This window comes from Streptomyces sp. 8K308, assembly GCF_004348315.1.
Taxonomy (GTDB): domain Bacteria; phylum Actinomycetota; class Actinomycetes; order Streptomycetales; family Streptomycetaceae; genus Streptomyces.
In genome coordinates this window covers 1-17,765 of record NZ_SMKC01000121.1, presented here as the reverse complement: position 1 = coordinate 17,765, position 17,765 = coordinate 1, and the positions used below count along the sequence as shown (strand labels likewise).

The following is a 17,765-nucleotide window of genomic DNA, read 5'->3' as shown; positions in this document are numbered from 1 at the left end:
CCCCGGCATGACCCACGAACCACCAGGCTCATATAGGGGTCTCAAAAAACCAGGACGGCCCTGGTCAACCCCCTGAGCTGCGGCAACATGCCCAAGCCTCGCCGCGTAGCCGGACGTGGTTATGGACGTGGTCTTGGACGTGGAAACGGACGTGCCCGCCCGGCTGGCCCAAAGCCGGGTAATTAGTTGGTGGGGCGTTGCCGGATTCTGAAAGTGAAGTGCACGAACCCAGGACCAGCGACCGAGATCGTTCCGGACCAGCGACCGACCCGTCGATACACGCACGGTGTCAGGCTGATCGCATGATGATCGAAGCGGTCGACTGGGCAGACATCCCCGCAGGCACGCTGCTGCGCGGCACGCCCGCCGAGCGGGTGCGGGAGGTTTCCGCGCGCCACGCGGATCTGGACGTGCGCCCGGAGTGGTTCTTGAAGGAGGCGCCGCGGCAGGCGGTGCAGGTCGCTGCCTTCCGGATCGCGCGAACGCCAGTGACGACCGGGCAGTGGGCCGCCTTCGCCCGGGAGACGGGACGGCCGTTGCCCGTTGGCCCTGCCAGCCATCCGGTCACCGGGGTCCGGTGGTCGGATGCGGCAGCGTACTGCGCGTGGTACACGGCACGGACAGGGGACGCGGTGCGCCTGCCCGAGGAAACCGAGTGGGAACGCGCCGCGCGCGGGGACGACGACCGCGCGTACCCGTGGGGTGAGGTGTACCGGCAGGGCCTGGCGAATCTGGCGGACCTGGGCGCGGGCGGCACGCTGCCGGTCGGGACGTTCCCGGACGGTGCGAGTCCCTTCGGCGTCCTGGACATGGCGGGGAACTGCGATGAGTGGACGGCTACGGTCTACGCCCCCTACCCCGGCGCCCCTCAGGCGGTTCCCGCCGTGGAGAGCTGGGCGGCCGATCCCCACGTGACCCGCGGCGGCGCCTGGTTCCACCACCGTGACCTCGCCCGCTGCGCCCGCCGTCACGGGGCCTACGACCCGGACCTGACCGGTGTCGGATTCCGCTTGGCCGCCGGCCCGGCGTGAGCAGCCGCTCGCCGGGCTCGCGCTCCAACTCCCGCATCGACATGCCACCCTGGCTGTCGCGCAGGATCGCGGAATATGGCTCGAGCGTCATTTGCGGCATGACCCGCCTCTCTCATCAGGGGCACCTCGATGCCGCCGTGGCAAGAGCCTCAGCGTCCCCTGACCCACCGCTGAGAACTGGGCCGGCCCTGGCCGGCGGAGAAGGCCTACCGGCCACCATCCCCGGCGAGGGCTGAGCGCGAGACAGGCTGGACCTTGCCTCACCGCCTGCCGAACGAGCGCGCCGAACGCGGCCTGGAAGGTTGCGGTGAGGTACTGGTGGTGCCGTGAGCTGGCCTGCCCGGGTAGAGCCGATACTGGCCCGCCCTGTTCCCGTGCTGCCTGAGCCCGGTGCGCTGCCGGGCGGGGTGGTGTTCGAGCCGAAGTGGGACGGCTACCGCGTCCTGGCATACGGCACCGGCGACGGGCGGGCCCGGCTGTTGTCGAGGCGCGGCACCGACCTCACCGACGGTTTCCCCGACATCGCCGACGCGGTCGCGGTGATCGAGGAGGACCTGGTCGTCGACGGCGAGGTCGTCATCCACCGCGAGGGCCGGCTGGATTTCGGCGCGCTCCAACGCCGCCTGGGCCGGACCACGGCTGCGGCTCGACAGTTGGCGGTCGCCGAGCCGGCGCACCTGGTCGTCTTTGACCTCCTGCAGCGCGGCCAGCGGCGGCTGGTCACCGAGCCGTATCAGGTGCGGCGGTCCGCGCTCGAGGAGTTGTTCGCCGAACGTCGGCTCGGGCCGCCATGGACGCTGTGCCCCTCCACCACCGACCGGAGCCGGGCGGAAGAGTGGATGATCGAGTGGAGCAGGGTCGGCATCGAAGGCGTCGTCGCCAAAGGCGCCGGGCAGCGGTACGAGCCAGGCCGGCGCGGCTGGTTGAAGGTGAAGAGCAAGGCAACGGCCGACGCGATCGTCGGCGCCATCACCGGCCGCGTCGCCCGGCCGGACACGGTCCTGCTTGGCCGCCACGACCAGGACGGCGTCCTCCGCCTCGTCGCTCGCAGCACCCCGCTCGCACCCGAGCTGCGGGACGGCCTCGGGCGCCTCCTGACGGCGGCCGGCCCGAGCCACCCCTGGGCCGGTGCGCGATTCACCGTGCGATGGGGCAGCCGCGAACCCCTCACCTTCACCACCGTCCAACCGAGCGTCGTGGTGGAGTTCGCCGGCGACGCCGCCATCGACCACGGCCGCTGGCGCCACCCCGTCCGCGCCCTCCGCCACCGACCCGACCTCACCTCGGACGACGTACCGCCCCTCCAGTGATGGCGAGCGGTAGCGCGGCGAGTACGCCTGCTGCTGGCCCGGCAGGCCTCTTGCCGGTACGAGCCGATCGGCGAGCGGTCGATGAACAGCAGGACGCCGTGGAGATCGCACCACTCAGCACGTACCTCGAACCGCAGTCAGGGGCAAGCTCAGCGGTCTCGACCGCAGCATCGAGCGAATGAACAGCATCTGATGTCTATCAGCCATTCATCGGTCTTCCCTACTCTTGCCGGATGGCAGAGACGGTGTTGCGGACGAACGACCTCCCCGTGGCGGACCGGTTCCCGGTCTTCTGCGAGTTGGCGAAGCGGATGCACGCGCCGATGGCGGTCTCCAGCGCGTACGCGGCCGATTTCCAGGCGGAGATGCGAGCGGTGGAGATGGGTGATGTGTGCCTGTGGCCCACGGTAGTGCGGGCGACGGTGTTCGACCGCACGCCGCGGCTGGTCAGGCAGTTCGACCCGGAGACGTACCATCTCTCTCTCATCCTGCGCGGTACGGCCGGAGCGGTCCGGGGCGACCAGGAGGTTTCCTGTCGGCCGTATGACTTCCACAGCACGAGCAGTTCCATCCCTCGTGCCTTCCATGCCGGCGACCGCCCCGCCGGCTTCGTGGCCATAGGCTTCGATGTGCCGCGGGCCGCCGTTCCGTTGCCGGCGGCCCGCGCCCGCCGGGCCATCGGTGAGCGGCCGCTCTCCGGCCGCGAGGGTCCCGGCGGACTGCTCGCCGACGTGCTCCTCCGCCTGGCCCGGGAGGCCGACTCGTTCGCGCCTTCGGACGAACTGCGGCTCGCCGCCGTGTTGGCCGACCTGGTCGCCGCCACCCTGGCGCACTCGACCGGCTCGCACTCCTACCGAACCCCGGCTGACCATCGGACTCACCCATCCCTACGACAGCCCTTCACCACCCGGAGCAGTGGAACCCGGCGACACCCCGAGACGACACTCGGGCCCTCGGCCCGCACAGACTCAGCTCACGGCACGGAAACAGGCCACCGAATCCCTCGGCAGCCCGTCACGAAACTTCGAGGCTAAGGGGCGGTCGAGCGACGGTCAAGGCGGTCAAAAGAGGGTGCGACCTGTGGCGCAAGCGAGCGACATGGCGCCGGCGGCGGGCAGAGGCCTGCTCATTTGCAGCACACCGAGGGCAGGGACTCACCTGCTGGCGGGTCTGCTGGAGAGCACGGGCTTGTCGGGTAAACCGCGGGAGTATCTGTACAACTGCGTTCCTGAACCGGACGGTGAGGACATCCCGATCGGTCCGGCGCACCGGACGCAGCCGGACCAGCTACGAAAGCTGATGCGGATCGGGACTTCGGCCAACGGCGTGTGGGGCCTGATCGTCATGGGGTACCTGGACGAGGTCGTCGCCGGGCTCCGGCGATACCAGTCCGCGAGTGGAGCGAGCTGGCGCGAGGTGATCGAGCGCGCCTTCGACCGCCCGGTATATGTGTGGAACCGGCGGCTGGACACGGCGGCACAAGCGGTGTCTCTGTACCGGGCGCTGGAGACCGACGTCTGGTACGCCGACGACGTTCGTGGCGTGGGCACTGACGTTCCCTATCGTCGCGACCGGATCGCGCACTGGGAGCACATGATCCGGGAGCAGAACGAGGAGTGGGCGCGCCGGTTCTCCGACAGCGGGATCACGCCGATCACGGTGACGTACGAGGACGCGCTGGCGGACCCGGAAGGTGTGGTGGACCGGCTCCTGGACAGCGTGGGGGTCGCGCGAGGCGACCGGCCGGTGCAGCCGCTCACGCGCCGGCAGGGAAACGACGTGAGCTTGGAATGGCTGGCCCGGTACCGCCGGGACGGTTCAACGTGACCGCTGTCTCCGCGACGACTACGACGCAGCCCGAAACAGTGAACACGCTGGCCAGCACTTCCATGCGACTTATCCATTGGGCATCGGCTGGACATGACGGCCCGGAATTGGAAGCCGAAGCGCGGACCTACAGGTCGTGCGCTGGAGGCGTCCCGCACGGACATCAGCGCTGGTTATCTAGTGCTGCCGGGTTTTTGAGCAGGTCAGCGCGCTGTGGGTGACTCAGGCATGTGAGGCAAGGCAGCCGGATTGTCGGTGGGTGGCGGTAGCGTGCCTGTCGGCCGTCGCGTGTCGGCCCGACTCCGAGTCGCCCCCGCCCACGCCGGGTGCGGCAACGACGACAAGGGGCACCGCCTCACTGGGCATAGGCGCCCACGGCGGGGTTGCCATTGCAGAATCCGCTGCCGGAGAAGCCGGCATGATCTGATCGATCGTGTCCTGGCACACCGCCGGTGCGGTCTCCGCCTCGTAACGCTGCCCCGACGGTGGCGTGCCGCCGGACTGCCTGACGAGTGAGAGGCCGTCGACAGTGAGGTATTGGCTGCCGCCCACATCCGACGCTCGGACAGTGACGGTGACCGGCCCGCCGGGCAGGTCGATGTCCGATAGTTCGTGCGTGGCCCAGGTGCGCGACGACGAGACGTCAAGGACGTTCTCGTTTCCGTCGGCGTCGGTGATCACTACCTCCCCGGTGTCAAGGGAAGCGGATGCTGCGGCGGACAAGGACAGCGTGTAGGTCCCGGCCGGCACATCGATCTCCTGCCGCACGCCTCCGGAGTAGGACGATCCGGCGCCCAGCCGGAGCGCGAAGCGGCTGGAGTTGGCGCCTCCCTCGACGTTGGTCACCATGTTCCCGCCCCGGTCGGTGAAATTGGTCCATCCTCGCACTTGGGGGACGATGATCCGGTCGGCCTGGAAGTCGGGGTTGAGAATGTAGTTGTTGTCCGGCCCGACGCGCCATTCTCCGGTGACGGCGTTGAACTGCCACTGGCTCACCGAGTGGAATCGGAGTCCTGAGCCGGTCTCGGTGATCGGCATCCACTGGTTGTAGCCGATGCCGTTCCACGCGAAGTCGGCCCAGCGGTCGCCGGCATACAGCACCGTGTCTTGTTGGGTTCCCTCGACGGTCACGAAGAACCCGGTCTGGGTCACGTGGCTGTAGTCCATCTGGGTGCCCTGAAGTGTGTACCAGTTCGAGTAACGGCCCTGGATGCCGCCGGTACTGGACTCGATGACGTGGTTGACCGAGGAGTTCCAGCCGTGCAGGTCGGAGGCCGCCATGTAGTAAGTGTCGCCGAGCTTGAACATGGCGTTGCCTTCACGGCCGTCGGCGTGGTAGCCGACCTGCACCCCGGGCTCAACGCTCAGCGAGTCGGACTCGCTGATCTTGGAGACGAAAGCTCGGGAGCGTCCCTCTCGGTTGGAGAAGATCAGGTAGTCCCGCCCGTCCTCGTCGGTGAAGACGGTCTGATCTCCGGTCCCCGTCGTCGGCGAGTTCCGGATCTGAGTCTGGAAGTTGCCGAAGGTGAAGTCGTCGGTGGGCGAATCGCCCTGGAGGAACAGAACGCCGTGGTCGTGCGTCGGGTGCCACATCTGCGTGAGCAGTACGTACTTGCCGGTGTTCTCGTTGTACGAGACGCCAAGACGTCCCACCCAGCCGGCAGCGCCGAGGTTGCCGCCCAGCCTGCCGAGGCCGGTGGCGGTTGTGGCGACGTTATTCTCGAACGTCCAGTTCACCAGGTCCTTGGAGGAGTACACCGGGATCGACACAAAGGTGACCTGGTTGTCGTACTTCCTCGACGGATTTGCTCGGTAGGACTCGGCGCCGGCGTAGTGCACGCCGTACCAGTAGTAGGTGTCGCCGAACTTGAACACCCCACCGCCCTGGGAGTAGATGGGGTTACCGTCGGTGTCGTTCCAGAAGGTGTCGTTGGTGATGGTCTCGAACGACCCCTGCAACGGCTCCAGCTCGGAGGCGGCGGTTTGCAGGTCCGTCTTGGCGGTCGCGACGTCCTGCGCGGTCGCGGACGGGTCTCCGGCGACGTCGGACGCGGCTGTCAACGCCTCGGCGAACGGCGACCACGACGCGGCGGTGTACTCACCGGGAACGCGTGTCTCGTAGTCGGCGACCAGCGTCTTCAGGCCGCGCACCATCACCAGGTCATCGGTGGCGTCCTGGAGCTCCGCCCGCGCCCGGGTACGCTCCGCAGCGCTCGCGTCTCCCTGGTCGATCAGCTGCGCGGCGTCGCTCCTGGCCGACGCGAAGGGCGCCCAGGAGTCGGCCGTATAGTCCGCGGCAGAGTTTGGGGAGACTTGCTCGGACAACGTGACGAGAGGATCGGTTGATTCAGCCTCGCCGCTGGCTGTGATCTCCGTCGCGGCGACGGGGCCGGTCGCCGAGAGCTGTGCCGCCACCAATCCGAACAACGATGCGACGACGAATGATCTCCATCGCCCTCGATTCGCACGTGTTCCAGGTTTCATGACCTCTCCTCTTGCGTGAAGTTGAGCGACGTTGCGCAGTAATGAGCAGACTGAGGCAGTTTGGCACCCCTCGCGTGGCCACCTACTCCTGGACGAACTCCCAGGTGGTGCCGACGGAGGCGGCGTCGGAGGGGAGGCGGTCGCGTGCGGGCTGTCGCCGCCGCATGGTCGCGTTCCTCCTGGTCGTAGCCGCGGGAATCGGTTGAGTCGGAGCGACGCCTGTTCCGGTGCGTGGTCATGCGGACGCCGAGGACGTCGTCGACATGGTTGGGAATCGCACGTTTCCCTCAAGGGGGCTCGGCGCTCGGCAGCCCTGGTCGGAAACCGGCGCGCACCGCCCGGTGTTCACCGGACGGCGAAAGGGACAGCCGGCGCGTCTTCGGGGAGGCGGCCCTGGCCGACCGGCTGCCGACGCCCAGGCGGCGCCGGGGAGAGACGCGCTCGCCCCCGGGCCGACTGCATCGCGACGGCGCCCTTGCCGAGTCGGTGATCAACTCATCGAAGGAGCGCATATCGTCGCAGGTACGCGGCGCACTGGCAGGTGTCCAGCCGGAGTCATCGAAGCCAGGGTGTACCTCGCCGGCCACGTCCCGCCACACGAACCACCAGTCCGGGGTGAGACCGTGCGCCTGACAGCCGCTGGCCGGCGACCCTGCGCCGGGTGCCCACGTGGCGTCGAGTCGAGCCCGACCACTCCGGCATCCGCAGCCGTGCTCTTCAGAACTTCTGCGTCCGGCTTCCGCGTCGCGCACCCACACGTGCGGCACCGTTGGTACACCCACGGACTTCGTGCGAGCACCCGGATCGATTCGTCATCGGCGTGAAGCCGAGACCCCGCCGGAGCACCTCCTCAAACGCTTCGGAAGGCTCTTGAACATGTCCCGGGATCTCTACGCCGGCGCTCTGCGACGGCTCTTTTCACTGGCCCCGCTCCGGCGTGGCTGACGACGGCGGCTCGGGCCGTGGAAGCAGTCACCGTGGTTGACGCCCTCCTTCGACGTGTCCCATCGTCATCGGGCGGTGCGCCACCGATATCTATGTCACATGAAGTCCTCCTCCACGTTGTCAGCGTGCGGAACACGTGAACAGGCGCAGGGCCGACCCTCGCTATGCACCATGGAGCAGGGATGAACATTAGTCAATAGAAGTGGACGAGTCATATCATGTATGGCCGCGATCAATCAGCAACATGCTGGCGCGGGCCAGGTCCGTGAGCAGGGCCGCCGATCAGAGGACCCGACCTTGGCGGTGCTGCACATACTGAGTAGCCACGCGACTGCCGGGTCCCCACGGCCACAACCCGCCGGGATCGGCGAAATGTGTTGTCCGGGGACGTTGGTGACAGGCGACACGCTTGGAGAGGTGCTTGCTTGAACGGGGTGAGGGCCTTCTCGTTCCGGTGTGGATTGCTAAGTCTGCACCGATGCCCAGGCGGCCCTCGTGGTTCACCGTGATGCCCCGCTGACCCCGACCGGCAGGCTGCGTCTGGCGCGGTGTGTCGTCGCGCTGCTGGACCACCCGGTCCCGGCCACGCACGCGATCCGTACCGGCGGGGGTCTGCTGGCCGTGCGCGGTGTCGGCCAGCCGATGCGGTTCTCGCGGGTACTGGCCAACTGGATGGCCCCCCGCGGCCTGATCGCACTGGAGCAGTTGACCGACCGACACCTGGACGCCTACCGCGACCACGTGCTGGCGGCCGCCATCCCGGCGCAGCGCAAGGGCGACCTGCTGGGCAGCGTCATCTTGCTGCACTCCTACCGCGACCTGCTCCCGGGGCCGTGCCGGATGGCCACCGCGGACCCGTGGCGCGGCGCCCGCAGCGACGCGCTGGTGGCGGTGCCGGCACCGGGGCGAGTGAACAAGACGCCGAGGATCGCACCGGCGACGATGGAGGCACTGCTGGCGTGGTCACTGCGGATGCTGGAGGACATCGGCCCGGACATCGCCGAAGCCTGGCGGACCTGGCAGGAAATGAAGGCAGGCGAGCACCCTGACCAGGCCGGGTTCGCCGGCCTGCCGATCCGAGACCGCCTCGCCCGATTCCTCGCCTCCGCCGGGCCCGGCACCGTCCTGCCGGGACGCCGCGCTGCCGACGGCCGTCTGGTCCTCGATGAACACGTGCTATGCCGGCTGCTGGGCCTGGACTCCACCTACGGGACGCTGAGCTCCAGTCTCCAACGCCGGATGGTCGCCGCATCCGGGCTGCCGATCGCCGACGGCTATCCGCTCCAGGTACCGATCACCGGCCGGATCGGCGGCCGGCCGTGGCGCGAGACCCCGATCACCACCGGGGAACTCCCCGACCTGGTCCGGGTACTGACAGCCGCCCTGTTCACCGTGTGTGCTACCTCAGCGGCATGCGCCCTGGCGAGGTACTCAACCTGCGCCGCGGCTGCCGGGCCACCGACCCCAACACCGGCGAGCTCCTGCTACTCGGACGGCGCGTCAAGGGCGCCGACCGCACCCCGCACCCCGGCGCCGGGCCGGCCAGCGACGAGCAGGCCCGGCCGTGGACGGTGGTGCAGCCAGTACACGACGCCGTCGCCCTCCTCGAACACCTCACCCCGCACCCGCTGCTCTTCCCACCCGGCTACGGCCGCACCCCGCCACGCGACCCAGCCACCAGCGCCCGCAGTTCCATCGGCATCGCCCGCGACATTCACGCCCTGCTCGACTGGGTCAAGCGCACGTTCGCCCCGGCCGACGGCACCACGCCGATTCCCCCCGACCCGGCGAAGAACCTGCACGCCTCCCGGTTCCGTCGCACCCTCGCCTACTTCATCGTGCGCCGTCCGCGCGGGGTGATCACCGCAGCCCTTCAATACGGCCACATCGCAACGAAGTTACTCTCGGATATCCGGGACGCCGACCCCTCCTGGATGGACGACCTGGCCGTCGAACGGCTGGAGCACGCGGTCGCCCAGATCGGCCGCGACCTGGACCTGCTGGAGCGCGGCGAACACGTCAGCGGACCGGCCGCCGCCGAATACCGGGCCCGGATCGAGCGGGCAGCCCCCTCGCAGGCCGGGTCGTCACCGGCGTCCGCAACGCCGAACGTCTCCTGGCCCGCGCCGACCCCAACATCCATCACGGCCAGGGCATGACCTGCGTGTGGACCAGGGAGACCGCTGCCTGCCGCCAGAACAAGATCGCCGCCGGGCTGCCGGACACCGACATCCCCGACGAGACCGAGTGCCGCTCGGCCTGCACCAACCTCAGCCACACCGACCGCCACCTCCACCACCTCCACCAGCAACTACCCGTCTTGGAGGCCCGAGCCGGCGACGTCATGGCGCCCCGGCCGCTGCGCGACCGCGCCGCCGCCCAAGCCCAAGCCGTCCGCGCAATCATCGACCGGCACGAACACTCCCGCCCGCCCCAGCCCCATACCAGCACGGAGCCACCCGGGGGTGGTGTCACCGGCGCCGGAGACACTGACAGACCGCTGATTAGGGGCATGACCACCGGTTCCTCAAGGGACCTGGGAGGCTCTTCGTAATGTGGATGTGGCGATCGGTGCCCTTGGACGGCCGGGCAAGCACGACCAAGGAACGCGCGTGATCGACACCAGCGACATCGACGTCTACCTCGGCCTGGACGTCGGCAAGGGCGAACACCACGCCACCGCCATCGCCCCGGCCGGCAAGAAGGCGTTCGACAAGCGGCTGCCCAACAGCGAACCCAAGCTCCGCGAGGTCTTCGCCAAGCTCAAGGCCAAGCACGGCACCATGCTCGTGGTCGTCGACCAGCCCGCCTCGATCGGCGCCCTGCCCCTGGCGGTGGCCCGGGACATGGGCTGCCCAGTGGCCTATCTGCCGGGCCTGACCATGCGGCGGATCGCCGACCTCTACCCCGGCGAGGCCAAGACCGACGCCCGCGACGCGTTCATCATCGCGGACGCCGCCCGAGCGATGCCGCACACGCTTCGCGCCATCGACCTGGAAGACGAGACGATCGCCGAGCTGGAAATGACCGTGGGCTTCGACGGCTGTCGACGGTCAAACAACTCCCCACAATCTGCATGATCGGCGTCAGCCAATTCCCCCCTCTGTGGTCACGACTCCCCATGGGGACGCTGACCGCCGATGGTGCCGCTGAACACGCTCGAAGTATCCTGATGTTCCCTGTTTCGGGTGGTTTACAGAGCTTTTGGATCTTCCTTGCGAATCGGTCTGGTTCCCGATGGGCATGCCGGTGCCCGGGTTGAGGGTCCTGGCCTCTCGGAGCCGTCGAGGTCCCTCGATCTGTGAGCCGAGAGGCCGACGGACGCGCCGGATGGCAAGGAGAACTTTCACCGTGGTCGACATCGTCGAGATCTACGTGCACTGGTACGCGGGCCGGTCCAGGAGTCAGGTGTCCGCCTCGCTGGGGGTGGACCGCAAGACGATCAGGAAGTATCTGGCGCCGGCGGAGGCGGCTGGGATCGCTCCGGGAGGGCCGCCGATGAGCGAGGCGGACTGGGCCAAGCTGCTCAAGAGCTGGTTCCCGGAGCTGGCCAGCCGGAGGCTGAACCAGGTGCGGTGGGCAGAGATCGAGCCGCACCGGGACTACGTCAAGAGCCTGCTGGAGACCACGACGGTCACCACGATCCACCAACGGCTCCGGGACGAGGGCAAGTTGAAGGTGTCGTTGTCGACGTTCCGTCGCTGGGTGCACGAGAACCTGCCCGAGGAGGCGGCCCGATCGAAGGTCACGGTGCTGCGGAGAACGTCGAGCCGGGCTCGGAGGCTCAGATCGACTACGGCTTCCTGGGGCAGTGGATCAACCCGGCGACCGGGAAACGGCACCGGATCTGGGCGTTCGTGATGGTGCTGCCCGCCTCGCGTCACATGTTCGTCCGTCCGGTGGCACATATGGACCAGCACGCCTGGACCGAAGCGCACGCGGAAGCGTTCCGATTTTTCGGCGGTGTCCCGCGGCGTCTGGTGCCGGACAACCTCAAGACCGGGGTGGACAAGCCGGATCTCTACGACCCGCAGATCAACAAGTCGTACGCCGAACTCGCCTCCTGCTACGGCACGTTGGTGGATCCGGCTCGCGCTGCGAAGCCGAAGGACAAGCCCAGGGTGGAGCGGCCCATGCCTTATGTCCGCGACTCGTTCTGGAGCGGGCGGACGTTCACCTCGCTGGAGCACATGCAGGCCGAGGCCCTGCTCTGGGCGAGGAACGTCGCCGGTCAGCGGCAGTGCCGGCCGCTGGACGGTGCGAAGCCGCTGTCGGTGTTCGAGGCGGTGGAGGCCGAGGCTCTGCTTCCGCTGCCGGAGGAGCCGTTCGTGCTGGCCAGATGGTCGAAGGCGACGGTCGGCCCGGACATCCACATCAAGGTAGGCCGCACCCTCTACTCGGTGCCCTGGAAGCTGATCGGACGCCGTGTCGATGTCCGCTCCACGGCTGTCACGGTGCAGATCTTCCACGATGGCGAGCTGGTCAAGACCCACGCTGCCCTGGAACAGGGCAAACGCACGGACAGAGGCGACTACCCGCCCGAGAAGATCGCTTTCCAGATGAGGACACCGATCTGGTGCCGCGGCCAGGCATCCCACGTCGGGGACGCCTGCCGGGAGGTCATCGACCAGCTCCTGGAGGTCAACGCCCTCTACCGGCTCCGCGCGGCCCAAGGGTCCTGGGCTTGCGGAAGAAGTACGGCGACACCCGGCTGGAGGCCGCCTGCAGAAAGGCGACGCGGTCGGCGACCCCTCCTACCGCACCGTCAAGGGCATCCTGATCGCCGGCACCGAGACCGATCCGGAACCCGAGACCGGTGACGCCGGAGCCTCGGCCTTCCTGCACGGGCCCGAGGGCCTGTTCGCCGCCACCGTCGCCACCCAGACGCCCGGCAGTGTCCACGACGACCAGGACCGCGGTGACGCCGAGGAGGCCGCCCGATGAGCGTGATGACCACCGCCCTGCGCGACTCCCTCAAGACCCTGCGGCTGTCCGGGATGCTCGAAACCCTCGACGCCCGCCTCACCCAGGCCCAGAAAGGCGAACTCGGACACCTCGACTTCCTCCAGATCCTCTGCCACGACGAGATCACCCGCCGCGAGTCCGTCGCGCTCGAACGCCGCCTGCGCAAGGCCAAGTTCGAACAGCAGGCCACCCTGGAGGGCTTCGACTTCAACGCCTCCCCGAAGCTGCCCGCCGCTCAGATCCGCGACCTCGCGGCCCTGCGCTGGCTCCACTCCGGCGAGTCCGTAATTTTGTTCGGACCCGTCGGCGTCGGGAAGACGCACGTCGCCCAGGCCCTCGGCCACCAGGCCGTTCGCCAAGCGCGAACGTCCGCTTCGCCAAGACCAGCCGCATCCTCGCCGAACTCGCCGGCGGCCACGCGGACCGCACCTGGGACAAGCGCATGCGCGAACTCATCCGCTCCCACCTGCTCATCCTCGACGACTTCGCCATGCGCCAGCTGTCCGCGTCCCAGGCCGACGACCTCTATGAACTCGTCTCCGAGCGGCAGGGCCGGTCCTTGATCATCACCAGCAACAGGGGCAAAGCGCACTTGTTCCGGCGAACCCGTGCAAGGCACTGCCGAAACGTCACGGGTTCGCGGTGGGGGGCGAGGGTGTCGGGGTCTCCTTCGGCATCAACTCGGCGTGGACTTCGACGGTGCCCTGGCTTGCGATGAGCGTTGCACCGTTGCGGCGCAAGGCGGCAAGTGCCGCCGAGTTGTGAGCCTTGGTGTCCGCGACTACGACCCGTGCACCGGCTCTCGCGGCTTCGTGGAGGAGTATGCGGAGGGCGGCGGTGCCTATCCCGTGTCCGCGCCACGAACGGGCAAGCCACATGCCGGTTTCGAGGACGCCATGGCTGTCGCGGAGAGCCAGGCGGGCTGAACCCACGATCTTCCCGTCGTGAATGATCGCGAATGTGGACTCGCGGAGCGGGCCTGCAAGTCCGGCGCGTCGAGCACGGTGCCAGTTCCGGAAGGCTCCCTGTCGTTCCAGCGTCCACCCCGGTGGACCGGCGACAGGAGGCATGACCTCCTCGGGTGCCGCATCCTCGACGGCCACCGCGAGGAGTTCTTGGAGCCCCTCCTCGTCCACCTGCTGCAATTCCACGCGACCGACCATGTCGATTCCTCTCCATTGAGAGCCGGACATCGGTTGTTGATCCTCATGTGCTGCTTGGTGTTGCGCGAGCGGTTTTCGGCGGGACTGGCAGGCGCCCAGGGTCGACGTGGTCGGCGAGGTAGATCAGGGTGGCTTGCGGGTCCATGCCGAAGGCTGCGGCGACGAGCTTGGGGTCCATGGTGGCCACCAGGTCGACCAGGCGGGTGCTGCGGATCGTCCGGGGTGGGTAGCCGCAGTCGTCAAGGACGTGGGCGAGATACGCGGTTGAGGCCGGGCTTCGCCCGGCCTTGGTTCCTTTGGTGACCATCACGTGCGGGTTGTCGATCCGCCATGCCGCGCGGTGGGCTAGGCAGCGTCGGAGCACGGTCCAGGAGGCGGGGTCCAGTGGGACGGGATGGGGACGCTTGCCGAGCCGGACGGTCCGGGCGAGCGGGTCGATGTCGGTGACCTTCAGCATCCGGACCTCGGAGCTGGAGGCACCATGCAGCAGGGCGAGCATGCCCAGTAGGGCCTCGTGCGGGTGAACGTCCTCGTCGGTCGTCCAGCGGCGGAAGAGTTCGCGCTGCTGGTCGAGGGTGAGGGTGGGGCCGCTGAAGCCGCTGGCCCTCTTCGCGGTCAGAGTGCGGGTCGGGTTGATCAGCACGAGGTGACGTGAGCGGGCGAAGCGGAAGAACTGCCGCAGCACGACCAGCCGGCGCCTGCGGGCCTTGGGCAGGGTGGCCAGGAAGGCTTTGACGTCGTGGACGTCGACCAGGGCCCAGTCGTCCTTGCCGCGGTGCTTGGTGAGGAAACCTGCGAGGTCACGCACGATACTCAGGGCGGTTTCCAGGGTGTGGTCGCTGCGGGGCCGGGTGCCGGCCCGGCGGGCCCGGTCCTGATCCCGCATGCGGGAGGCGTCGAAGGCCACGACGGCAGGCCGAAGGGAGTGGGGGACGGCGTCGATACGGCGCCTGCGCCGCCCGGCGGCGAGCCGTTCGGTCTGGTCGGTGGGCAGGGCCAGGCCGCGGAGAGTGAAGAAGTCCTCCAGCGCGCGAGCGAAGGCACCCATCGACCGTCCAGGACGGCGGGAGCGTTCCAGCAGGGCCTGAGGGTTGTTCGAGTGCTCGTCGTTCAGCAGCCGGCCGAGGTCGGTGACCAGGCCGCAGGCCCGGGCGACGCAGAAACGGGCGGCGACGTGGGCGACGAAGGCATCGAGCCAGGTGGGTGGGTCGGCGAGTTGGTCGCGGAGGTGTTCGCCGCGGATGAAAGGACGGCCGGGATGCTTTTGCCAGCAGGCCGAACACAGCCCCAGGCCGGCATGCCGCCGCAGCTGCCCACACTCGCGGCAGACTCGTGGCGGGTGTTTCTGCGGGCCGGGACGGGAACACGATCCGCACCAGCCAGTGGCTTCCCGCAGATAGCCCGGCTTTCCGCAGCGCGGACACGGCTGCTGGGCAGCGAGCCGATCGCCCCGGCGGCGGCACTCCCGGCACAGCCGGTTGCCGGCCGAGCGGACCGGGTGTCCGCACTGCTCACACACACGCGAGCAGGTGATGCACCGGCCGGTGTCCTCCTGGAGCACGCGGTTCTTGCCGCAGGACGGGCACGTCGCCTTCGCGGCCTGTTCGGTCATCCGGCGCCAGCACCGGCAGCAGTGTTGCCGGCCGAGATAGCCGACCGGCCCGCCGCAGGTGACGCAGTCCCGTTGCTTCTTGCCCACCGCAGTTTCCGCTGGTCACAGGGGCGGCATCGACCGCCCCTGTCCGGATGCGACCTGCGGGAGGTCGGCGACCGGGCGGGGCGGTGCAACAGGACGCTCGACAGGGGTGGTGTCGACCTCGATCAGATCGTTGGGGGTGCACTCCAGCGCGGTGCACAACGCGGCCAAGGTGGTCAGCTTCACCTGCGACGGCTCCTTGGTGAACAACGCGGACACCGAGGCGGAGGACAACTCCAGGCCGGCCTTCTCGGCCAGCAGCCGTCGCAACTCGGCCCCGGTCCACACTTCCCGCTGGGCGGCAGCCATCCGCAGACGCCATCGGATCCTCATACCTCGGTGTCCTTCCCGGTCAGCTCGGCCAGGGCACCGGCAACGGCCTTCTGATAGGCGTCCTCGATGAACGTCGCGGAGGGCCGGACATACCGCATGGTCGAGCTGACCGTCCAGTGTCCGAGCATCTGCTGGATCGCCACCAGATCGACGCCGCGTTCGTGATTATGGGTCGCGCAGGCCCTCCGCAGGGCATGCGGGCTGAACCGCTGGGAGGGCGGACGACCTTCCAACTCCATGAGATACCGCAGCCGGTTACGGATCGTCCCGCGATGCAGACTTCCGCCGGACTCGTCGGCGAACAGCACCGGAGTATCGGGGAACTTGGGCCGCACGTCGTCGAGGAACCAGCGCAGCACCAGGTCCAGGCCATCCAGCATGGGCACCCAACGCGGCCGGGGTCCGGAGGTGTGAGCACCCTTGCCGAAGCGGACGTGGAGCTTGCCGAACGGGCCGCGGGTGAAGTGCACGTCTGGCGTCTCCAGCAGCGATGCCTCTTCCGAGCGGAGCCCGGCGTGATACAGGGTCCGGAACATCGCATAGTCCCTCGCTGCGGGTCCGTACTTCCTCGCCGTCGCGATCCGCTGCTTCATGAAGTCGAAGAACTCCGCCACCCGCTCCGGCGTCGGCGGCGGGACCAGGGCCGGGGAGTCATCGCCGACATGCCGGGAGGCATTGAACTCATCGACCGGGCAGACCAGCCGAACGCCGAACGCAGCCTCGATCTCGGCCGCCTTCCGGGCATGCAAGAACCGATGGAACCCCTTGAAGATCTGCACATACTCCCGCCGCGTTGACGTCGTCCGGCCCCTCACCGCAAGGTCCCCAACGACGCGGTCGATGTCCTCCGCCGTCACCTCCCACGCCGGCCGCGCGAGCGCCGCCAGCGTCCGTTCCAGCAGGCCGATGTCGTTGTCGATCGTCACCGGACTGAACCCGCGGGCCCGCCACGAGGCGACGAACGCCTCGACGCACGCGGCCTGGAACTGCCACGGATCCGTCGCCACCGGCGCCTGCGGAACCGCCCCACCCGCGATGACCTGGAGTCTCCCCTCCGCCACCGGCACACCTTCCTCGCACCTGAACGGTCAAGGCAGCACCTGGAGAACCGGACTGCTACCGCGAGAACCAACGAGGACCGCAGGAGACGGATACGGCCAGGTGGCAGCGGCAACCCGTGTGAGGGAACAAGTGCCAGCCCCAGATGACTGGTATCCCCTCTTCCCCAACCCGGTCGTCGCCGAGTCGCTGCTGGACCGGCTGATCAACTCCAGCCACCAGGTCATCATGAACGGCCCCAGCTACCGGCCCAACAAGCGACCGAAAGGACCCACAACCCCGACCGAACCACCGCAGCAATAGGCAGTCCGGCGGATCATCGGTCTGCTCGGCACCGCTGTCAGTGGTGCGGAATACGATCCGGGGATGCGAGCTTCAGGAACATTCAAAGTGGCCGACTTCACCCCAGCTCCGGTGCCGAGCCCGGCGATCGAGACCGCGGTGCCCGTCGGCCTCGCCACGATGAACAAGCAGTACGAAGGCGAGGTCGTCGGGCGTTCCGCCACCTTGTTCACCGCGGCGTTCGACCAGTCCACTGGCACGGGCACCTATGTCGCGATGGAGTCCTTCGAGGGGGAGCTCCAGGGCCAGTCGGGCGCCTTCAACTTTGCACACTCCGCAACCACCCTGGGCGAGGGCAGGCAAAGCGACTTCTTCATTATCGTTCCGGGCAGCGGAACGGGCGAGCTGGTCGGGATCACCGGGGCCGGAGGCATCGCCGTCGACCCGGACGGCACACACCGGATCTGGTTCGACTACGACCTCGGACAATAGCCCAGCAGCTCAAGCCCTCAGCCAGAGTCCGATCGAACCGACGGTGGCGCCACAACGGCATTGAGTTCCGCGCTGACACCGGACAGCTGACGTTCCCCACCCCTCCGTCTGCCCCATCCCTCTTTCCCATCGAGCATCACAGCCTGGCCATGGGGTGGGGAATTACGTGAACACGGAG

At 68.5% G+C, this 17,765-nt stretch carries 15 protein-coding genes and 4 pseudogenes; 13 read left to right on the top strand and 6 right to left on the bottom strand.

The genetic code is table 11. From position 1 onward, the window contains the following. Positions 1-302 precede the first annotated feature (302 nt). The 4 genes from E1265_RS18070 (at position 303) to E1265_RS18055 (ending at position 4,168) form a co-directional block, all read left to right on the top strand. The gene (locus tag E1265_RS18070) at positions 303-1,031 is read left to right on the top strand and encodes an SUMF1/EgtB/PvdO family nonheme iron enzyme (protein WP_132931344.1); all 729 of its coding nucleotides are present in this window, start codon (positions 303-305) and stop codon (positions 1,029-1,031) included. 374 nt (positions 1,032-1,405) lie between these two features. Continuing rightward, a complete protein-coding gene (locus E1265_RS18065) occupies positions 1,406-2,341 on the top strand; it encodes an ATP-dependent DNA ligase (protein ID WP_243740903.1) in 936 nt (311 codons plus the stop codon). Between the two features lie 233 nt (positions 2,342-2,574). Further along, positions 2,575-3,375, top strand: a complete 801-nt coding sequence (locus E1265_RS18060) for a hypothetical protein (protein WP_132931343.1) — start codon at positions 2,575-2,577, stop codon at positions 3,373-3,375. 46 nt (positions 3,376-3,421) lie between these two features. Then, complete coding sequence (locus E1265_RS18055) at positions 3,422-4,168, top strand: Stf0 family sulfotransferase (RefSeq protein ID WP_132931342.1); 747 nt, start codon at positions 3,422-3,424, stop codon at positions 4,166-4,168. Positions 4,169-4,526: 358 nt separating this feature from the next. Here the strand turns inward: E1265_RS18055 and E1265_RS39235 are convergent. Both E1265_RS39235 and E1265_RS39230 read right to left on the bottom strand, forming a co-directional pair. Then, positions 4,527-4,720 (bottom strand): annotated as a pseudogene (locus tag E1265_RS39235) (hypothetical protein); the annotation flags it as partial. Between the two features lie 729 nt (positions 4,721-5,449). Further along, positions 5,450-6,322 (bottom strand): annotated as a pseudogene (locus E1265_RS39230) (family 43 glycosylhydrolase); the annotation flags it as partial. A gap of 2,687 nt (positions 6,323-9,009) precedes the next feature. Between E1265_RS39230 and E1265_RS18045 the strand changes: the two are divergent. The 7 genes and pseudogenes from E1265_RS18045 (at position 9,010) to E1265_RS40340 (ending at position 13,280) form a co-directional block, all read left to right on the top strand. Then, a complete protein-coding gene (locus E1265_RS18045; protein WP_132931341.1) occupies positions 9,010-9,756 on the top strand; it encodes a hypothetical protein in 747 nt (248 codons plus the stop codon). Continuing rightward, entirely contained in the window at positions 9,753-10,151 is a 399-nt protein-coding gene (locus E1265_RS18040; protein ID WP_132931340.1) for a hypothetical protein, read from the top strand. Before E1265_RS18045 ends, E1265_RS18040 begins: the two co-directional genes overlap by 4 nt. A gap of 58 nt (positions 10,152-10,209) precedes the next feature. Next, a pseudogene (locus E1265_RS18035) lies at positions 10,210-10,638 on the top strand (IS110 family transposase); the annotation flags it as partial. A gap of 289 nt (positions 10,639-10,927) precedes the next feature. Then, positions 10,928-11,458 carry a hypothetical protein gene (locus E1265_RS39225; protein ID WP_243740905.1) on the top strand — a complete coding sequence of 177 codons (531 nt, stop codon included), beginning with the start codon at positions 10,928-10,930 and terminating at the stop codon, positions 11,456-11,458. Then, positions 11,386-12,417: an IS21 family transposase gene (gene istA, locus E1265_RS39220; protein WP_243740904.1), complete on the top strand. Its 1,032-nt coding sequence runs from the start codon at positions 11,386-11,388 to the stop codon at positions 12,415-12,417. The genes E1265_RS39225 and istA overlap by 73 nt, the downstream gene beginning before the upstream one ends. Positions 12,418-12,537: 120 nt before the next feature. Further along, positions 12,538-12,861, top strand: a pseudogene (locus E1265_RS40345) (ATP-binding protein); the annotation flags it as partial. Continuing rightward, positions 12,825-13,280: an ATP-binding protein gene (locus tag E1265_RS40340; protein ID WP_279571444.1), complete on the top strand. Its 456-nt coding sequence runs from the start codon at positions 12,825-12,827 to the stop codon at positions 13,278-13,280. The pseudogene E1265_RS40345 and the gene E1265_RS40340, both read left to right, overlap by 37 nt. On the opposite strand, the gene E1265_RS18020 is transcribed toward E1265_RS40340, so the two are convergent. From E1265_RS18020 to E1265_RS18005, 4 genes are read right to left on the bottom strand one after another with little or no spacing between them, the layout of a single operon-like run. Next, on the bottom strand, positions 13,192-13,713 hold the full coding sequence (locus E1265_RS18020) for a GNAT family N-acetyltransferase (RefSeq protein ID WP_243740902.1): 522 nt from the start codon (positions 13,711-13,713) through the stop codon (positions 13,192-13,194). The genes E1265_RS40340 and E1265_RS18020 overlap by 89 nt on opposite strands. A 55-nt stretch (positions 13,714-13,768) precedes the next feature. Then, complete coding sequence (locus E1265_RS18015) at positions 13,769-15,424, bottom strand: site-specific integrase (RefSeq protein WP_132931338.1); 1,656 nt, start codon at positions 15,422-15,424, stop codon at positions 13,769-13,771. A 15-nt stretch (positions 15,425-15,439) separates the two neighbouring features. Continuing rightward, on the bottom strand, positions 15,440-15,730 hold the full coding sequence (locus E1265_RS18010) for a helix-turn-helix transcriptional regulator (protein ID WP_243740901.1): 291 nt from the start codon (positions 15,728-15,730) through the stop codon (positions 15,440-15,442). Positions 15,731-15,750: 20 nt separating this feature from the next. Then, positions 15,751-16,815: a site-specific integrase gene (locus tag E1265_RS18005; RefSeq protein WP_207931121.1), complete on the bottom strand. Its 1,065-nt coding sequence runs from the start codon at positions 16,813-16,815 to the stop codon at positions 15,751-15,753. 130 nt (positions 16,816-16,945) lie between these two features. Here E1265_RS18005 and E1265_RS18000 point away from each other — a divergent pair, with 130 nt between their 5' ends. Both E1265_RS18000 and E1265_RS17995 read left to right on the top strand, forming a co-directional pair. Beyond that, positions 16,946-17,116 (top strand): hypothetical protein, encoded by a 171-nt coding sequence (locus E1265_RS18000; protein ID WP_279571443.1) that lies wholly within the window; start codon positions 16,946-16,948, stop codon positions 17,114-17,116. Positions 17,117-17,179: 63 nt separating this feature from the next. After that, on the top strand, positions 17,180-17,587 hold the full coding sequence (locus E1265_RS17995; RefSeq protein ID WP_132931335.1) for a DUF3224 domain-containing protein: 408 nt from the start codon (positions 17,180-17,182) through the stop codon (positions 17,585-17,587). The last annotated feature ends 178 nt before the right edge of the window (positions 17,588-17,765 follow it).